Genomic DNA, 17,902 nt, shown 5'->3' with positions numbered 1-17,902 from the left:
TGGGGAGGACCCTCAAATGGACTGTTGTTCTAGTCGATATCCAACACAAGGTTAAGCAGGCCACCCACATCCATTTTGTCGCTGGCTTGCATCGATCCATCGCAAGTCACGCAGCGGCAATCACGGGCGCCCCAGCCCGCCGCGCGCCACTCGCACGCGCCTGCCCCGGCAGGCACCATGCTGTTCCGCCATGGTCGGCAGGACAGCGAAGGAGTCGGAAATGCGCAAGTTCCTCGCATCCACCACCCGGACCTCCGCGCTCACAGAGCGTCTGGTCTCCCCATTCCTGCGCGCCCAGACGCAGTCGAACACTTCGACCTCGACCACGAACTCGAAATCACCCGGCCAGGCCGGCCGCACGGACGCCCCGAGATCCGATCGGGAATACGCCGACGCGGCCATCCGGTTCTGCCGCACGCTCTGGTAAGACGCGTCCGCGATCCGCACGCCAGTTGCACGCCACGGCACGCACGTGCCGTGTCCCGCCACATGCCAGCCACGGCTGCCATGTGGCGTCATGATTGCCACATCCGTCGAGCATGTCCATCGAAGCCATCCAGAACATCAACCTAGAGTCGCTCCTCGACACCTGCATCAGCCTGGTTACCGCCTTCGTGCTTGGCGGGGTCATCGGCTATGAACGCCAGTACCGCCAGCGCACCGCCGGCCTGCGCACCAACGTGCTGGTCGCCGTGGGCGCGGCCATTTTCGTCGACATGGCCAACCGGCTGGCCGGCCACGACGGCGCGGTGCGCGTGGTGGCCTACGTGGTATCCGGCATCGGCTTTCTTGGTGCGGGCGTGATCATGCGCGAGGAAGGCAATGTGCGCGGCCTGAACACCGCTGCCACGCTGTGGGGCTCCGCCGCGGTCGGCGCCAGCGCGGGCGCGGACCTCATCATCGAGGCCGGCTTGGGCAGCATGTTCGTGCTGGCCGCCAACACGCTGCTGCGTCCCGTGGTCAATCGCATCAACCAGCAGCCGATCGACACGCCTGCGGTCGAGGTGACCAACACGGTCTACGTGATCACGCCGCGCCATCGCCAGAAAGAGGCATTGCGGCTGCTGTCGGACATGCTGGAAGCCAGCAACCATCCCACGCGCGATCTGGTGGTTCACGCATTCGGCGCGAACGACATCGAGATCGAAGCCGTGCTCATGGCCACTTCAGTCGATGGCGAGGAGCTGGATGCCGTGGTGGCGCGGCTTTCGGCATGTGAAGCGGTAACCCAGGCGTTCTGGAGTCCGAGCACCACGGAATAGCGGCGCCCGAAGGCGCCGCCAGAGTGAACCCCGCCCCGTTCAGCGATCGTTGCGGATCGGCCCGTACTCGACGGGCACCCATGTATAGCCGACCTGCTCGCGCCGCACATGGCCGATGCCCGGGAACGGCAGGTGCGCGCCGCCTACCCAGAGCTTGTCGCGGGCGGCGTCGGCCAGCACGCGGTTACGCGTAATCACGGCCTGATGGCTGTCGGTATCGAACTCGATCGCCACCTGCGGGCTGCGGAACTGCACCGCGTGGCTATGGATGACATCGCCCCACAGCAGCAGCTTTTCCTTGCCGGACGTGAACAGATAGCCGACATGCCCCGGCGTGTGGCCAAACTCGGGCACCGCGCGCACGCCGGGCACGAGTTCGTCACCGGCGCCGGCACTGGCACTGGCACTGAACGTGCGGAACCGGCCGGCTGCCCGGTACGGCGCCACCGCGTCGCGTGCCATGGCAAACAGACCCTGCGCATCCTTGGGTGCTGCCGCAGCCTTCGACTCGTCGAGCCAGTAGTCCGCGTCGGCCTTGTCGGCATAGACAGTGGCGGCGGGAAACACCGCCGTGCCATTGGACAGCAGACCACAGGCGTGATCAGCGTGCAGATGGGTCAGCAGAATAGTGTCCACCTGTTCCGGCTCGTAGCCGGCGGCGTGCAGGTTTTCGCGAATGCGTCCCAGCGTCGGGCCGAAACATGCCGATGCGCCGGTATCGACCAGAATCAGATGGCTGCCGGTATTGATCAGATAGGCATTGACCGCAGTCTGCATGCCGGGCGTCGATTCGACGAACATGCGCGCGAGCAGCCGTTGCACCTCGCGCGCGCTGGTGTACTTGAACACCTTCGGATCGATATCGATATAGCCGTCGTACAGCGCGGTGACTTCAAACTGGCCGACCATCATGCGGTAGTAGCCGGGCACCTGCATCTTCTTTTGCGCGTGCGCGGGCGCCTGCGCGCGCGCATCGGTCGGCATCGCGGGCAGGACCAGTGCCGCGACCGCGAGCAGCGTGGCGGAAACCAGCGTCTGGAACACGCGCCTGCCGGACCCCATTCCGGCACGAAGCGGAGCTGAATGCAGCTTCATGAGAGAGTCCTTCTGAATGTAGATGTCGATGGAAACTGACGATGCCGCAGAACACGTGCCGGCGTGCTGCATCTGCGGCGACGCCGGCGCGGCGTAACGGCTATCTTAATCCACCCGGGATGCATCGGCTTGCATTCGAAGACGCGCGGCCTACCATTGACTGGATAGGCACCCATGCGGGAGAGCAAGTCATGGAACTCAGCGCGGTGCCGGTATCCAAGCCGGCAGACACCAACTTCATCTTCGGACAGTCACATTTCATCAAGACCGTCGAGGACCTGCACGAGGCACTCGTCGGCACGGTACCCGGCATCCGCTTCGGCATCGCCTTCTGTGAGGCGTCGGGCAAACGGCTCGTGCGCTGGTCTGGCACTGACGAGGCGATGATCGACCTGGCCTGCCAGAACGCCACCGCGATCGCGGCCGGTCATACCTTCCTGATCTTTCTTGGGGATGGGTTCTTTCCCGTCAACGTGCTCGGCGCCGTGCGCGCCGTGCCGGAGGTATGCCGCATTTACTGTGCCACCGCGAACCCGACTGAGGTCATCGTCGCGCAGACGGATCTTGGCCGGGCTGTGCTCGGCGTCGTCGACGGGGAACCGCCGCTGGGCATCGAGACCACCGCCGATATCGCCGACCGGAAGCAACTGCTGCGGCAGATTGGCTACAAGCTCTGAGTGGGAGGGAGCGATGGCCCGTATCGCGCGTATCGCTTGTATTGCCGGCATCGTCCTTGAGGCACCGCCACAACCCCGGATCACCGAGGTCGTTGCCTGACGATGTACGCCGCCTACCGTTAGTCCGACTGGTATTTCGGCGAACGCGGCCCGTACAGAATACCGGTGGGCTGACCCGCCGACAGCAACCGGTCGCTCGCGGCGCCAGCCACGCCGTAGCTGCGATCCACCGTGTGGTTGATCACCTGGGCAACGGCCGCGGCAATCAGCGCGCCAACCAGCCCGCCGCCGGCATTACCGGAGTCGTCGGTGGCCGCGGCGGCCGAACCGCTCCACAGCGCGTCGCCGGTCTTCAGATCCACCAGCTTCGCGCTCGCCGCCACGCGCGTTACACTGCTGAGCACCTGATACTTCGAACCGTACTCGCTCACGGTCACATATAGCGCGGCGTCGGCGCCGAAGATCTCGCGCAGCTTGGCCACCGGAACGGCGTGGATGTCACCCGGCACGGTCAACCCGTTCTGGCGGAACGTCTCGTCAACCAGCGCCACGGGCAGCACGTAGTAGCCCGATTCGGCCAACGGCGCCGTGGTCTGCGCCAGCATCGCGTAGGTTGCATTGATATCCGGCGACTCGTTCAACGGCGGCAGCACCACGATCGAACGCGGCCGGCTGGCCTTGTACGCCGAGTAGTCAATCTGCTTGGTCGGCACGGCACAGCCTGCGAACAGCGTCACCGCACCAAGGCCCGCGATATAGGTCAGGATTCGACGCATCATTTGGCGCTCCCGGTGGTGGCGTCGGACTTCGCTTCCGTCGTGTCAGCCTTGGCCGCAGCCCTGGTGTCGGGCCGCTTATCGGTCTTCACGTTGCGCATCAGGAAATCCATATAGGGTGTGGCTTCCGGGAACAGCGTCTTCTCGGTCTGGAACTCCTTCACCATCTGGTCGCCCTTGCCCAGATTCAGATACAACATGCCAAGCTGGGCGTGATACCCCGGCGGCGCCGAGCCACCCTTCGCCTTCATCTTGTCCAGCCCGCTTTCCAGCGCCAGCACCTGCTCCTCCTTCGCGCCATCCTTGAGGTACTGATAGACCTGGGTCTGATACCCCTCCCATTGATAGAGGGGCTTCGGCCCACTCGCACAACCGGCCAGCACGAGGCCGGCCGCCGACAAAAATGCTGCCTTGCGCAGCGTGACCATGCTCATCATTCTTTCTTCCCGTCGTACAAAGAACAGCGATTACTAAGAAGAGCGATTACTGCTGCGGCTTCCACACGCCGGATTCGATGGCGCCCACCAGGTTGTTCACCGCCTCGCGCATGGCCAGATCCATCACCTTGCCATTGAGCGTGGAGTCATAGCTCGCCGTGCCGCCAAAGCCGATCACCTCCCGGTTCGACAACTTGTACTCGCCCGCGCCCTGTGTCGAGTACACGACCTCGGAGGTACTGATGTTCACGATGTTCAGATTGACCTTGGCATAGGCCACCTGCTCCTTGCCGCGGCCCAGAATGCCGAACAGCTGCACGTCGCCGACTTCCTTGCGGCCAAACTCGGTGATGTCGCCGGTCACGACATAGTCGGCGCCCTTGAGCTTCTGCGCCTGATTCTTGATCGTCGCCTCGCGCTTCATCTCGTCCAGGTTCTCGCGCTCCAGCACATTGAATCGATTGGTCTGCTGGAGGTGGGTCACCAGACTGGTCTTCGCCTGGCCGCTCAGCCGATCGATGCCGTCCGAGAACACACCGCGCATATAGTTCGAGCGGTTATCGAACTTGCCCACGGCGATCGGCGTGCGCACGCCGTTGTAGGGGCGGCTGGCGCTTTCCACCTTCTGCACGGCCACCGCCGTGGACGTCTCGGTCGCGCATCCTGCCAACCCCAGCGCCGCCACGAAGCCCACCGCAGCATAGGTCTTGAATCGAATCACGTAATTTCTCCTGTTTGACTACGTTGATGAAAGCGGCGACAGCCGCCGGTATGAAAACTCAGTACTGGTACGCCACCTGCATCCCGCCGGTGACGCCAGACGTATGAAAGGCGGCGGGCTTGTACACGGGCAGGCCGACAAAGAAGTCATAGGACAGCCGCCCGAACTTCGAACCAAAGCCACCGCGCAGGCCCAGCACCGCGCCGATCAGTTGCGTACCAACCAGCCCGACCGTCGACGGCCCGAACACACGTCCGTAGTCCAGCCCCGCATACAGCGCCTGCCCGGTGTTGGCGACGGGTGCCTGCAGTTCGTTGCGCCAGTAGAAGCCACTATCGCCGGCCAACAGCATCTCACCGTCGAAGCCGCGCACCGTATAGCGGCTGCCGATGGTCATCATGTCCAGCGCATACAGGCGATCGCCGGTGTACTGGCCACGGAAGGTCGTCACGTAACGCAACATCTGGTCGCCGAGCCGGAAGGGCGCCGACAGATTGGCATCGGCCACGACCATGCTGTAGCGCCATGTCGGCCCGCCGTTCACAGCCAGCGTGTCGGCCTGCGAGCCGAATCCGCCGATGCCCTGGCGATACACGAGGCTGCCATCGAACTGCGCCGAGCCGAAGTAATGGCGATCGGTGAAGCCGGCCTCCACAAACGTGTTGTTGCGCCGCTGCTGGGGGATTGCCGTATCCTCGATGAAGCTCTCGCCAAAGCGGCGCGAGAGCCGGAACTGCAGACCCAGTACGTCGCTCTGGCTGCGGCGAATCACGCGCTGCAGCTTCATGTCCACCGTCTGCGAATTCCCGCTCGAGACAAAGGTCTGGTTGACGCCCGCAATCTGCTGGTAGTACGTGTTCGAGTACGCGGACAGCGTGCCCGTCCAGTAACCCCACGGCACCGAGTAGAAGCCGTTCCAGCCGTGCGTGCCGTGCTTCCGGTTGCCAAGCTCAACGTCCTGCATATAGCCGACGTTGAACAGATCGTTGAGACCCAGTGGGTTATCGATGCCCAGACTCAGATTGCCGAGCCATTTTCCCGTTGCCTCCGTGCCCGAGTTGTCAATCGACGCCACCACGGTCCACGCCTTCGCCCGCTTGACCGCGATGACCACATCGCTCACGCCCGGCACGGCAGTCGGCACGATCTGCATCTCGGCATCCTGACTGGCCACACGCTTCATTTGCTCCAGCCCCTGCTCCAGGTCGCGCAGATTCAGGAGATCGCCCGAACGTGCCGGAAACGCGGACTTCCATGTGCCACGCGTATCCGGTTCCGCAAAACGCAACTCGCCGATCACGCCGGGGATCAGCGCCAATCGCAAGGTCCCGGTGCTGAGGTCCTGCTGCGGCAGTAACACGCGCGTGGTGACATAGCCCCGACTCAGAATGGCCTGAGACACACCCATGGTCAGCATATCCAGGCCCTGCCTGCCGACACACGCACCCTGATAGTGATCGAGCCATGCTCGGGCAAAAGCAAACGGGTCCATCGGCAGCGTAGAAGCACCGTGTACCTGGACGCTATCGGGCAGATCGGCCGGGACTTCGAGCACGAAGCGGTCGATGCGGAAACATGGCGTCTCGGTCGGCAGCGTCGGATAGACGAGCGGCGTGATCTCCTGCGCGCGCACGCCGGGAGCCTCGATGGCCTGGGCGCGCTCGCGGGCTTCCTGTTGCTGGCGGGTGAGTTGTTGTTGATCGGCGGCGGTGGTGGCCGGGCTCCGGCCCGGGCCAGTCGGCTGCGCCTCCGCGCACGTGGACAGGCCGAGCAGCAGCAGGCTCGCATGAAGTGGGCGAGTCATCGCCATCGACTTGATTCTCATGGGTTAATGCTTCAATTCGACGCCAGTCATCGTGCCGCCCGTAGGCATGGCGGCGATACACGATGCGTCAAGTAGTGCCATGAGATTGCTTGCGACACCAGTGGCGCCGGTGGTCGTGCCACTGTCGGTACCGCCGCCACAGGCCGCAATGGCGGCAGCCATTGCGGGCAGGGAAAATGCGAGCGTCTTCTTCATGCAGTTATGCCCCTCATCGGAGAGTTGGTTTGGGGGGGGCGTTTGTCGGTCTGGTGCCGTTTTGGTTGGAGTAATTGATGACTACTGGCTCTGAAATCTGGCCGAAATGAAGATCAGTGGCCGGGAAGCTTTTTTCACGGCAGGGGCATTAGTCTTGCTCCCGGTAATTTTTACAATACAAGCAGTCCACCAGCGTTTTCCGACTATGAAAGCTACTGCATGCACGTCGCCTCCGTGAGGCGTTGTTGCATAAATCGAGATTGAAAACAGGGGCTCCTCGGTGAGGCTGAACTCAGGCGATACGAGCGGATTGCGGGTGCGCGAGCGAGCGCGACCATGCGGTTAAGCACTTCCGCACGGATGGCTACTTCGGTGGCCTGCGACCCGATTGCGCGTGTCCACAGACTGTGTCCCGTAAGCGTCTTGGCAAGAGCCTATTCCACCCCCTGTTCCTACCGGTGTCAAAATGCACTCTTCCACTGGCTATGCCTAGCCTGATTCCCATGCCTCATCGATTTCAGCGCTACTTGAATAGCCACACATAGGCTATCGAAGTAAATACCAATAAAATTACCAACCAGTAAGTGATCTTTGCTGTCTTTGACATCTTCTTATACTGCTCAGAGGTTGGCCCTGGAAAAGCTGCCATATCTAGCTCCCTCCTATCTCTTTCCTCAGTGCCTGGGATTGAGTATGTAAATATGGTATAGCGCCGGAAAACAGCCCTGATGCTACCAGCCCAATTTCAATGGCAGCGGGCCCGCCGTAGGCATGAGCAATAGATGTCTTATAGACGAATAACCCGGCTCGCAGCTGGGTAATTTCCTAGTCTAATAATCCGGCCTTACGCAGATACTTTGGGAGTAGAAGAACATGGACGACCAGCAGAACAACAAACGCCGGCAGACCAACCCAGAGAAAGCATGAACGCTCTTCTATACCAAGCAGTAGTCGTACACAACCAGCCAGCAAGAATGCATACAACCCACTAGAGGCAATGGCGATACTGCCCACCAGGATAATATTTCGCTCATTTGCGATCATCTTCCGCCAATTCATTGCGTTCCTGCCTTAGTTGCATCATTGACTAACGTAGCACCCTTGGCACCAGCACCAAATAGCAGAATTGTCTGCGAGGTTCCATTTGGTAATGCCTTGTTAATGACAGGAACTAGCGTTGGATTATTAAACCTTGGAACCGTAACATCAAACATGGAACTCGGGCGTCCAAGCCCATCTGCAACCCCCATCTTCAAAGGGACCTGCGCCCGCATCGCCCCAACACTGAAGAACAGGTTAAGGCCATCATAGGCCGTCGTTCCCCATGTCGGGCTCAATTGATCAAAACCATATCTAAGGATGTTAGTTCCTGGAGAGTTCATCCCATTGAATCGGTTGTAAAGACCACCGATCCCCTCTCCGGCATCACTGAGCCCAAATGCAACCATCCCACCGCCGCCAAGTACACATCCAATTCCGGTAGTGCCACATATGGTGGCTCCCGTTTTGGCCGTTACGCCGCCGATTACAATTTTGGCCGCATTCTTCGCTACGCCCAAGGGATCGCTTTGAATGGCATCCCCCGCCTTCTGCGTGGGAGTATAGGCAAACAGGTTCGCTTGTTGTTGCTGACGCACCCAATCCAGCTCGGGCCCAAGCTGCGATGCTTCAACCGCGCTCACGTAGTTCTTGTTGTAGGCATCGCTGCTGACGGGATATTCAGCCCAGCATTTCACTTCGTAACATGCCGCCTTGGTCAATCGTTCTTCTGCGACTTTGTCCCCATTCGCTTGCGCCTGTATCTTGGCCTTCTCATCCGGATGCAACTGCCGATTAAACCGATCCACATTCGCCGCTGTCGCAGCCCCCGATCCGCCTCCCACCGCCAACCCAATCCCGCCCGCTGCGACGTTCGACACCAGATTGCCAATCGCCTCGTTCAAATCGGCATTGCCGCTTCCCACGCTGCTGGCGATCGTCTGGCTCAGTTCGTTCAGCGTCTTGCCCGCCAGCGAAGCCGCGCCCGCACCTGCCGCACCCGCGACCGCATTGCCGCCGCCCAGCCCCACGATCAGCGCGCCGCCCGCGGCATGGAGTGCCGCGCGATTCGCTCCGCCCTCCTCCCATTGCGCCGCCTCATCCCGATACTGCTGCGCCAACGCCTGATTGCCCGCGTCACTGGCTTCCTTGGCCTTCGCGAGCGCGGCCCGCTCCTTGCTCCCCGCAATATCCCCTACCGTCTTCGCCACCGCCTCCCCAGCCGCCTGCGCCGCCGCCATCATGTCGGCCTGCTTGCCCAGCACGTTGGCCAGATCCGGGTTCTTACCCACCGTCGTGTTCGTGTTCGACGTCTCCCGGTTCAGCGTCGCCACGTCCTGCTTCTGGTTCGCCTCATCGTTAATGACGATCGTGCCCGCCGCGACACCCGATTGCGCCACGCCTCGCTGGCTGCCGCTCTCGTGCTGCGGAATCATCGGGCTCACGCCACCGGTGCTCCTGCCTGACGTCGGACCCGAGTTCTTGTCCTCCACCTTCGGCCCGAAGGTGAAGCCACCACTCACCCCTAACGACGTGGCGCTGTAGTCCGACTGGTTCTCCATGTCGCTCCAGGACAGCGTGCCCGTGGACAGCCGGTTCTTGTCCGGGCTGGCCGTGCTCGCGATCAACGCCCCCTTCAAGTCCGTGTTGCCCTTCACATCGAGATCGAAGCCGCCTTCGCCCGCCCGGATCCCCGTTTGCTCGTTCACGTTGGCGTACTTGCCGTCGCCCTTGCCCATCGACGCGGTGAACGATCCCGAGAGCCCAGCGCCCTGGCTCCACCCGATACCGCCACCCACGCTCTGCTGACGGGCCTCGCTGTCCTCGGTGTACTGACGGCTCGCGAGGTTCAGGTTGCCGCCGACATCGGCTGATACCTTGCCGCCGCTAACGACACCACCCAGAAGGTTGGTGTCCTTGCCCGATACGATCGACACGGACTCGCTGCCGCTCACGTGGCTGTTGACCTGCGTCGTGCCCGTGCCATCGGCATGGCCCTTGCTGGTCGAGGCCGATGCCGAGACCCCGAAGCCCGCCGCGCTGACCGACACCCCGATGCTCCCGCTGCTCGACTTGTTCGTGCTGCGGCTCTCGTACGTGTCAGTGGCCGACACGATGTTCACATCGCCCTTGGCGTCGAGCCCGACCTTGTTGGCCGCGATGTCCGAGCCAATGATGTCCAGATTGCCAGCGGTCTTGTTCCCCGCAGCATCCACGCCCGTGGCGATGAACGTGGCCGTGCCGCCTGCCTGTATGTTCGATCCTGTGTGCGTGGTGCTGTCCTGCGTCAGCGTCTGCTTGCTCTGGCTGGTGCCGAACGACAGCGTGAGCGCCGTGCCCGCCGGACCCTTCCCATCGGCCAGGCTCTTGACGGCATCCCCTGCACCCATCGCCGCGTCGTAGGCATCCCGCCCTGCCGCGATCCCCCAGAGCGCCGACGCGCGGCCGTCCTGGCTCTTCGTCGCGGCCCCCGCCTTCTGCCCCGCGTTAATGGCCGAACCGATCGCGCCGCCGCCCACGCCCAGCGTGAAGCCGGTCTGCTTCACTTCGTGGGTTTCGTCGTGGTGTGCCATGCCCCTGGCCGCTTCGATCACGACATCGGCACCCACCCCGCTCAGATCCTTCGCGGCGATCACCTGACTACCCGTCACGCGCAGCGTATTGCCGGCCTGCAGGCTGACATTGCCTTCTGTGCTGCCGACCAGGCTGCCGGTGTGCGTCACGGCGTTGTCGTTGACGGTGTCCTTGGTTTCGCGCTTGCCGTAGGAGATGCCTGCGCCGGCAGCGCCGAAGCCCGTGGATGTCGTGCGCTCGAAGCTGTGGCTCGAACTCGTGCTTTCCACCGTCGTAATCGTGAGATCGCGACCGGCGTCAAGGGTCAGGTCTTTCGTGGCAGCCATGGTAGAGCCACTGACTGTCAGGTCTCGCCCCGCGCTGCCCGTCACGGTCTCGGCTGAGACCACCGAGCCCACCGCGATACTTTCGCGCGAACTCGACTCGCGCGTGGTCTCCGATTTCGAGAGAAAGCCCGACGAGCGCGATTGCGACCAGCTGTCGGACGCGTGCGTCTCGTTGACCGTACCGATGTTGACGTCTCCCGTGGCGATCAGGCCCGCAGTCCCGCCGCCGCCATTGGCTGCGCCCGTGCTGACCGATGAGCCGAGCACGGTCAGGTTGCCTGTGCCACCCATCGCGTCGGCAGCGGGAGAGATGCCGTTGGCCTGCAGCACCTGATTCACCGTCGCCGACTGCCCGGCCCCGAGCGTCGCATTGTTGCCGGCCTGGACGGCACTGCCTCGCGCTGTCTCGTCGTACGACGATTGCGTGAATTGCGACTGCTTGTTGCTGAAGGCGCCGGAGTCATGGGTCTGCGTGTCCATGGCCGCGGTCACGGCAACATCGCGGCCCGCCAGCAGCGTGGCATTGCCGCCGGCGTCGATGAGTGAACCGGATAGCGTGGCGTCGCGGCCAGCGACGGCGGCCACATTGCTGCCGGCTTGCACCGAGCTACCGACGCCGGTTGTGGACTGGTTGCGCAGCCAGTCCTGTGCGCCATTCGCGGTGGCATCCTGAGTTGTACCCGTAGCCACAGTACGGAGGTTCAGGTCACGGCCAGCCACAAGCGACGCAGTGCTTCCCGCATTGACGTCGCCGCCGGCCATGTTGATATCTCGCCCTGCCAGAACCGCCACGTTGCTCGTGCCGCCGATGGAAGCCACGGAGCCGACGGCAGTAGCGCTTGCGCTGTTGCCATTGGCCAACGTGTTGGTGTTGGTGATCGTTTGCGAGGCGTTGATCACGTCTCGGCCAGCCGATACGAGCGTGTCGGTGCCGGTGATCCGTCCGCCAAGGTTGCGCACATCCTGCTGCGCAACGACGACCGTTGTACCCGTGCCGCCCACCACGCCCCGATTGACGATGTTCGCGCCAATCACCTGTGTCGCCAGATCGCCCACGATCCTGCCGCTGTTGGACAGGTCGCCAGTGGCGTTCATGCTCACCGTGTTGCCGCTGACCAGCGCGCCGGTGTCCTGCAGGTTCACCGTGCTTGCCTGCGCGAGATAGACCTTGGGCACCAGCACCGTCTGGCGCGTGCCATCGGGCAGCGTCACATCCTGGCTGACCAGCCACACCATGTCGGTCGTAAGCTGCGCCATTTGCGCGTCAGACAGGCCGATGCCGGGCGTCAGACTGAAGGATCTGGCGTACTGAACGCCGTTGTCCATCAGCCTCTGGTACTCGTCGAGGTTATTGCTGAAGCCGGCCAGATACGTACGGCCCGTCAGTTGCGTGACCTGGTTCCGGATCAGCTTCTCTTCATAGAGGCCATCACCGAGACGCTTTTGCGTCATCAGCGGATCCAGCCCGAGTTGACCGAGCATGTAGTCGCTGGAGATGAACCTGGCGTACTGCGTGAAGCGCGGATCAGTCGCAATCAGGTAGGTAGATCCTGGCGCGGGCTGGTATCGGTAAAGGCCGTTGGTTGGCAGCGTGAGGTTCGGGATACCGCCCTGCGCGGTGCCAAGGGTCTGCGTCGGCTTGCCCCGGCTACCCGACGCGCCACCGGCCTGCGTCCCCGTTGCGCCGCCGCCCTTTATGCCACCCGTTAGGCTGCTGCCTGTGACGGTCTGCCCCAGCGGATCGACGGTTGCAACATCGATGGTTTGCGCAGTGGTCTGTACGGCTTTGTTTGCCGAAGTAATGGCCGGCAGCACCTCGATTGTGGTCGAAGCGGCCGGCGTAGTCGGATAGGCCACAACCTGCGTATCACTATTCGGACCATTGGACTGGTGCCAGTAGAAGGTCGAGGTATCCTGCGTGGCCACGGTCTGCTGCAGCACCGTGCCCGTGTCCAGAATGGTGCCACCCACTGCGCTGCGTGTCAGGTCACCGCCAGCCGCTATGGTGGACGACTGGTTCAGGATGTCACCGCCGTTGCTATTGATGCGCATCGTGCCGCCCGACTGCATCAGGGCGGCGGGCGTGGCACTCACGAGCCGGTCCGTGGCGGTCGTGGTGGTGCTCGTGCGCGAGATCTCGTTGTAGTCGTGCCCGAAGTTCGCCTGACGCACCTGATCCGGCCGAATATTGATGCTCGGGTCCCAGTCCGGCCAGAAGGTGATGCTGTAGCTCGTGCCGTTGTCGGTGAGCGATTGGTAGTACTGCGTTGGGTTGCCGGTCAGCGCACGGGTACAAGGGCCCGGGGTGCATTCGGTCTGACCGATGATCGCCTCGGTAGGCGGGGTTGTAAACGACAGCGTTTGATTGGCCGTATTCAGGTTCGTCACGGTCGATTTTTCCACCGTGACCGTGAGGGGTGCGCGCAGGGCGTTGATCTGGTTCGTGAAGACCGGTGCCATCGAATTCGACCACGACCAGTCTGGGAAAGTCAGACTGATGTGAATCATCTGATCGATCCCGGTTAGCCCGGCGAACCACGTCGTCAGCGTCTTGCTGGCCGTGACCACGGGCGTCCCCGCCTCCGTCACGATGCGCGTGCGCTTGTTCACCACCTGATTGGCCGCGATGTCGATGTCGCCCTCGGCCTGGATCGTCGCCGAGCTGTTGATCAGCGTGTCCACCTGGTTGACCAGCATTCCCGAGACCGGATCGCGCGTGCCGTCCCGCGCGATCCGCAGGTTGCCCGCGCTGTACAGGTTCGCGCCATCGAGATTGCGCACCGAGCCGGTCGCGTAGACATTGAGCTGCTTGACGGCCGCCATCAGCGCCGATGCGCCTTCGTTCACGATGTCCTGGCCTTGCATCGTCACGGTGTTGCCGATGATGGTGCCGGTGTTGGTCGTCGTCGTGGCGTTGGTGCTGACCGAGTTGCCCTCGATGCGGCCGGCGTTAGTGAGCGTATCGGCGGCATTCACCTGCGTGGTCGCGCTGTTCATGCCCGCGCCGGCGGCGTTGACGATGTCGGCGCCCTTGACCGTCAGCCCGCCGGCGGCCGCCAGCGTGCCGGTGTTGGTAAGCGTGCCAGTGGCCGATACACGCATATCGCCATCGGCACGCAGGTTGTTCGCGGCATCATTGGTGTAGTCGCCGGTCACCTCGACCGACAGATCGCGCCCGGCCTGCACCGTGCCGCTACCAGAGAGGGCGCCGGTCACGGCGATGTCCTGGTTGGCATTGACCGCGCCACCGGCATTGGTCATCGACGCCGTGCCGAGCCTGACGTCCGTACCGCCGAGCACCTGCCCGCCGTCGTTGTTCAGTGTCACGCCAGCCTGATCGAGCGTCAGGCCCTTGCTGCCGGACAAGCTGCCGCCGCGATTGTCGACCTGACCCGACACCTTCAGATCGAGCGCGCCGCCTGCCGCTGTTGCTGCTCCGGCGCCATCGCCGGCCCCATCGGCATTGTTCGCGAATGTCGCCGCGCGCAAGCTCACGTCACCGTTGCCGCCAAGCTTGCCCGCCGTGTTGATCAGCGATGTCGTGGCCGTGATGGCCGTCGCGCCATCACCCGCGTTGACCATCTTGCCGCGCGTGTTGTCCACGCTGGCCGCCGCTATCGTGGCGTGCCCGTGGGCGCCGTTGGCCGCCACCGTGCCGCCCGTATTGGTCAGCGCCCCGGTGGCGGTGACCGACAGATCGCCAGCGGTTTGCGCCGAGCCGGTGGTGTTGTCCAGATTGCCGCCGCTGGTCAGCGTCAAGCCTGTCTGGCCATAGATGCTGCCCTGGCGATTGACGAGATCGCCCGCGCTCGCAAGTGTCGTGGCACGTTGTGCCGAGAGAATGCCTTGCGTGTTATCCAGCGACGCCGCCTGCATGCGCAAGTCGCCGTTGGTCTGGATCGCGGCCTGGGCATTGCGAAGTGCGCCATCGGCCTGCACGGTCAGAAGGCCCGCGCCAGCGTGCGAGATCTTGCCGCTGTCATTGACGAGCGTCCCGCCCTGAACGGTCAGGCTCTGGCCATTGGCCGCGATCGAGCCGCCCGTGTTGTCCAGCGTGCCACCCGCGGCGATGGTCGTATCGGTCTGCCCGAACTGATGGATCTTGCCGCCAAGGTTGAGCAGGTCTGCGCTCGTCCGCATCGCGAGCTGGTTGCCTTCAATCAGGCCCGCGCTATTGTCCAGCGACTGGGCGGCAAGGCTGGTACTCGCCCCGGAGATCGTGCCCTGTCGGTTGTTCAGGCTGCCTGCGATGGTTGCGTCGAGCGCGCCGCCCGCCGTGAGGCTGCCACTGCTGTTGTCGAGCGCGGCAGCCTGAAGCGATGCATCCCCTTGCGCGCTGATCTGGCCATGATTGACGAGGTCGCCGGCAACGACGCGCACGTTGCCATTCCCGCCGATCACTCCACCCTGCGCGCCGGTGGCGGTCGTGCCTGGCACGTTGGTCAGCGTCCCGGTGACGCCAACCGACAGGCCATCAGCGTTCAGCGATGCGATACGCCCGCCCGTATTGTCGAGCGATGCCGCCGAGGCGTTGAGTGCCCCACCTGCCTGCACCGTGCCCTGGCCATTGTTGATCACCCCCGCCGACTGAAGCGTCATCGCCCCCTGCGAAACGAGCTGGCCGCCTGCATTCGATACGCTGCCCGCCGTCAGGGTGGTCGCACCCCGACTCGACATCTGACCACGGTCGTTCACGACGGCGCCCGACGCATTGGCCGTCAATCCAGCGCCCGCCGTATTCGTAGCGCCCGTCAGGTCGAGATCGCCCGCCGAGGCCGTCAGATCCAGGTTGCCGCCCGCAGAAGTCTGACTGCCGGCCAAAGTCACGTTCCCCGCTCGAAGCGTGGCATTGCCGCTGGCCTGATTGCGCCCCGTGGCGGTCAACGCGTGGGTGGCCGACACCACCAGGTCCGCCGGCGCGGCCACCGTACCATCCTGATTCACGCCTGCCGCCAGCGTGCCCGTCGAGTCCACAGTGCCGCCCCTGGCATCGAGCCGCTGCTGCGCGGCGAGTGTGCCGGTGTTACTCAACACACCATCGGTATCGAGCGAGACGGCTTGCGTGGCGTAGGTGGTACCGTAATTGTCGATACCATCGCGCGCGTGGGCGGTGAGGTTGCCACTTGCATTGGTCTGACCGGCCAGCACCAGTTTGCCTTGCGTAGTCAAAGTCAGATCGCCCGCCTGCGCGGCGGCGATGCCACGCAGGGACACGCCTACGCCCTGCTCCGTCGAGGCGAGCAGGATCTTGTTGGCGTACATCCCACCCAGTTGCGCCACGTCGATACCCTGCGCTGGTGCGGGGCCTGCGCCAGCAATCGGCGTGATACCCAGCGTGTCGTGGTCCACCTGATTCGCACCGGCGATCACATTGAGCCGGTTGGCATACAGCGAGGCATTCGCCTGCACGGCACGTGCGATCAGATCCACCTGATCGACATTGGCGGCGTTCATGCCCGCGCCCTGCACCAGGATCTGGCCGCCCGTCACCCGGAATGCGTCGAGACTGCCACTGCCCCCGAATACCGGCGTGCCCGTCGTCAACGTCGCGCGGCTGGTATTGATGAAACCGAGGCCATTGACCATCAAGCCATTGGGATTGGCGATCACGACTTCCGATCTGGCGCCGGCAACCTCGACATAACCCTGCAAGTGACTTGGCATCGTGCCGGTCACCTGGTTCACGATAATGCGTGCACCCTGACCTGGCAGCAGATTCGCATTGCCGTTGATATAGCCGGCTTGTTGTGTCGCGATGATAGCTGGCGAATTGTTGAGAATGACGCCGGGCTTGTTGACGTCGAATTGCGAATATTGATTAAGAGAGACCCCTGCTGCGGAAGGACGCGTGATATCGACTTGCGGCAGGCCATTGGCGGTCTGTCCGACCGTCGGACGATGGGCGCCCGCATTCGGATCGGCCACGATCTGCGCCACGGCCTTTACCGGCACCCCGATTGCCATCCACACGCCCAGCGTGATCGCCGGCAATGCAAAATGCACGGTGGCGGCGCGCGCCGCCGGCATTCCACTGCCGGTGTGACGGCCCTTGCCTCGATTGGCCGCACTTTCCTGCACGGCCACCAGCATTCCACGCGCCGCGTTGAACACGAGGCGGTGCAGATTGGTATTCATAACCCGGAGATTCCCAACAAAACGACAAACGGGGACGTTTGATCCCCGGACTAGGCTCCGTGCTTTGCGGAGGCATGTAGCCGACAGGCATGCCAGTCAAGCACGGCCAGACCTGCGCGGTTTGAAGGCCAGCATATGAGCAGCGTCTATCCGCCGAAGGTTAAATTCGACAGATACTTGCTCTTGCGCAATTTGCAGTCAGGGGATGGGTCAACCAGAACGCAGAGCGTGGCTCGTGCGCGACGATTCTTTAATCGTAAAAAATTGAAAGCGCGTAAATCATCGGTGCGCATTGATGCCGTAATGCTTCAGGGAAATAGAAATACTACGAGGAAAGCAGGCGAAAGGAAGGGACTGGCGGAGGGACCTGCAACGCCATGCACGCTCGATGCACGGCGCAAGAATTTTCTTAAATCAATGTTCAACGATTCTTTGTTGCCTTGACCAAGCATTCAGACAATTTATCGAAGTGACGCAGCGCCGCTTGTGTCAGTTCGACCTGCTTGCGACGCGCGTCTTCGGTGTCCGCGAGTTCGATCCAGCCCTTCTCGCGCATCGACTTCAGCCGCGCGTGCAGCGTCGCGGGCGAGCCGAATTCGGCATGGCCGATCATGTCGCGCACGCACAACGACTGGCCAGCCTGGCCGGCGCGTGCCACGAACTCCAGAATGCGCTGCTCCAGCGGGTCCAGCGCCGGGAGCGTGGGCAGACCACGCACGGCGTTGGCAAGTTGCAGGAAGCGCAGGTAAATATCAGCGGGTCTGGTCATACGAACAACCTCGGCCGGGGCGCGGAACACTGACGGAGGGCGGATGCGCTATCATCCGCCGGTCCCCAATTT

Annotated in this window: 11 protein-coding genes and 1 pseudogene; 3 read left to right on the top strand and 9 right to left on the bottom strand. The window is 63.1% G+C overall.

Annotated features, from left to right (window positions below):
* Positions 1–220 precede the first annotated feature (220 nt).
* Together WD006_RS09770 and WD006_RS09765 are read left to right on the top strand one after the other, a co-directional pair.
* Positions 221–427, top strand: coding sequence for a hypothetical protein (locus WD006_RS09770; protein ID WP_155714381.1), 207 nt, complete (start codon positions 221–223; stop codon positions 425–427).
* A 112-nt stretch (positions 428–539) separates the two neighbouring features.
* On the top strand, positions 540–1,262 hold the full coding sequence (locus WD006_RS09765) for an MgtC/SapB family protein (protein ID WP_196765212.1): 723 nt from the start codon (positions 540–542) through the stop codon (positions 1,260–1,262).
* Between the two features lie 39 nt (positions 1,263–1,301).
* Here WD006_RS09765 and WD006_RS09760 read toward each other — a convergent pair whose 3' ends face one another.
* On the bottom strand, positions 1,302–2,357 hold the full coding sequence (locus WD006_RS09760; protein WP_029307038.1) for an MBL fold metallo-hydrolase: 1,056 nt from the start codon (positions 2,355–2,357) through the stop codon (positions 1,302–1,304).
* A gap of 191 nt (positions 2,358–2,548) precedes the next feature.
* Here WD006_RS09760 and WD006_RS09755 point away from each other — a divergent pair, with 191 nt between their 5' ends.
* Positions 2,549–3,034, top strand: coding sequence for an adenosine-specific kinase (locus WD006_RS09755; protein ID WP_029307037.1), 486 nt, complete (start codon positions 2,549–2,551; stop codon positions 3,032–3,034).
* A gap of 119 nt (positions 3,035–3,153) precedes the next feature.
* Here WD006_RS09755 and WD006_RS09750 read toward each other — a convergent pair whose 3' ends face one another.
* From WD006_RS09750 to WD006_RS09715, 8 genes and pseudogenes are all read right to left on the bottom strand, one after another.
* On the bottom strand, positions 3,154–3,813 hold the full coding sequence (locus WD006_RS09750; RefSeq protein WP_011519739.1) for a DUF799 domain-containing protein: 660 nt from the start codon (positions 3,811–3,813) through the stop codon (positions 3,154–3,156).
* Entirely contained in the window at positions 3,810–4,238 is a 429-nt protein-coding gene (locus tag WD006_RS09745) for a DUF4810 domain-containing protein (RefSeq protein WP_231108855.1), read from the bottom strand. Before WD006_RS09745 ends, WD006_RS09750 begins: the two co-directional genes overlap by 4 nt.
* A 55-nt stretch (positions 4,239–4,293) precedes the next feature.
* Positions 4,294–4,968 (bottom strand): CsgG/HfaB family protein, encoded by a 675-nt coding sequence (locus WD006_RS09740; protein ID WP_035832321.1) that lies wholly within the window; start codon positions 4,966–4,968, stop codon positions 4,294–4,296.
* Positions 4,969–5,026: 58 nt separating this feature from the next.
* A complete protein-coding gene (locus tag WD006_RS09735) occupies positions 5,027–6,793 on the bottom strand; it encodes a ShlB/FhaC/HecB family hemolysin secretion/activation protein (RefSeq protein WP_029307035.1) in 1,767 nt (588 codons plus the stop codon).
* A gap of 3 nt (positions 6,794–6,796) precedes the next feature.
* The gene (locus WD006_RS09730) at positions 6,797–6,988 is read right to left on the bottom strand and encodes a hypothetical protein (protein ID WP_011519743.1); all 192 of its coding nucleotides are present in this window, start codon (positions 6,986–6,988) and stop codon (positions 6,797–6,799) included.
* Positions 6,989–7,293: 305 nt separating this feature from the next.
* Positions 7,294–7,413 (bottom strand): annotated as a pseudogene (locus WD006_RS09725) (IS5/IS1182 family transposase); the annotation flags it as partial.
* Positions 7,414–8,043: 630 nt separating this feature from the next.
* A complete protein-coding gene (locus WD006_RS09720; protein ID WP_035832318.1) occupies positions 8,044–17,061 on the bottom strand; it encodes a hemagglutinin repeat-containing protein in 9,018 nt (3,005 codons plus the stop codon).
* A gap of 421 nt (positions 17,062–17,482) precedes the next feature.
* Complete coding sequence (locus tag WD006_RS09715) at positions 17,483–17,830, bottom strand: hypothetical protein (RefSeq protein WP_011519747.1); 348 nt, start codon at positions 17,828–17,830, stop codon at positions 17,483–17,485.
* Positions 17,831–17,902 lie beyond the last annotated feature (72 nt).

This window comes from Cupriavidus sp. Met-2 (assembly GCF_049843575.1).
Classification (GTDB): domain Bacteria; phylum Pseudomonadota; class Gammaproteobacteria; order Burkholderiales; family Burkholderiaceae; genus Cupriavidus; species Cupriavidus metallidurans.
This window is presented reverse-complemented; position numbering and strand designations above follow the sequence as displayed.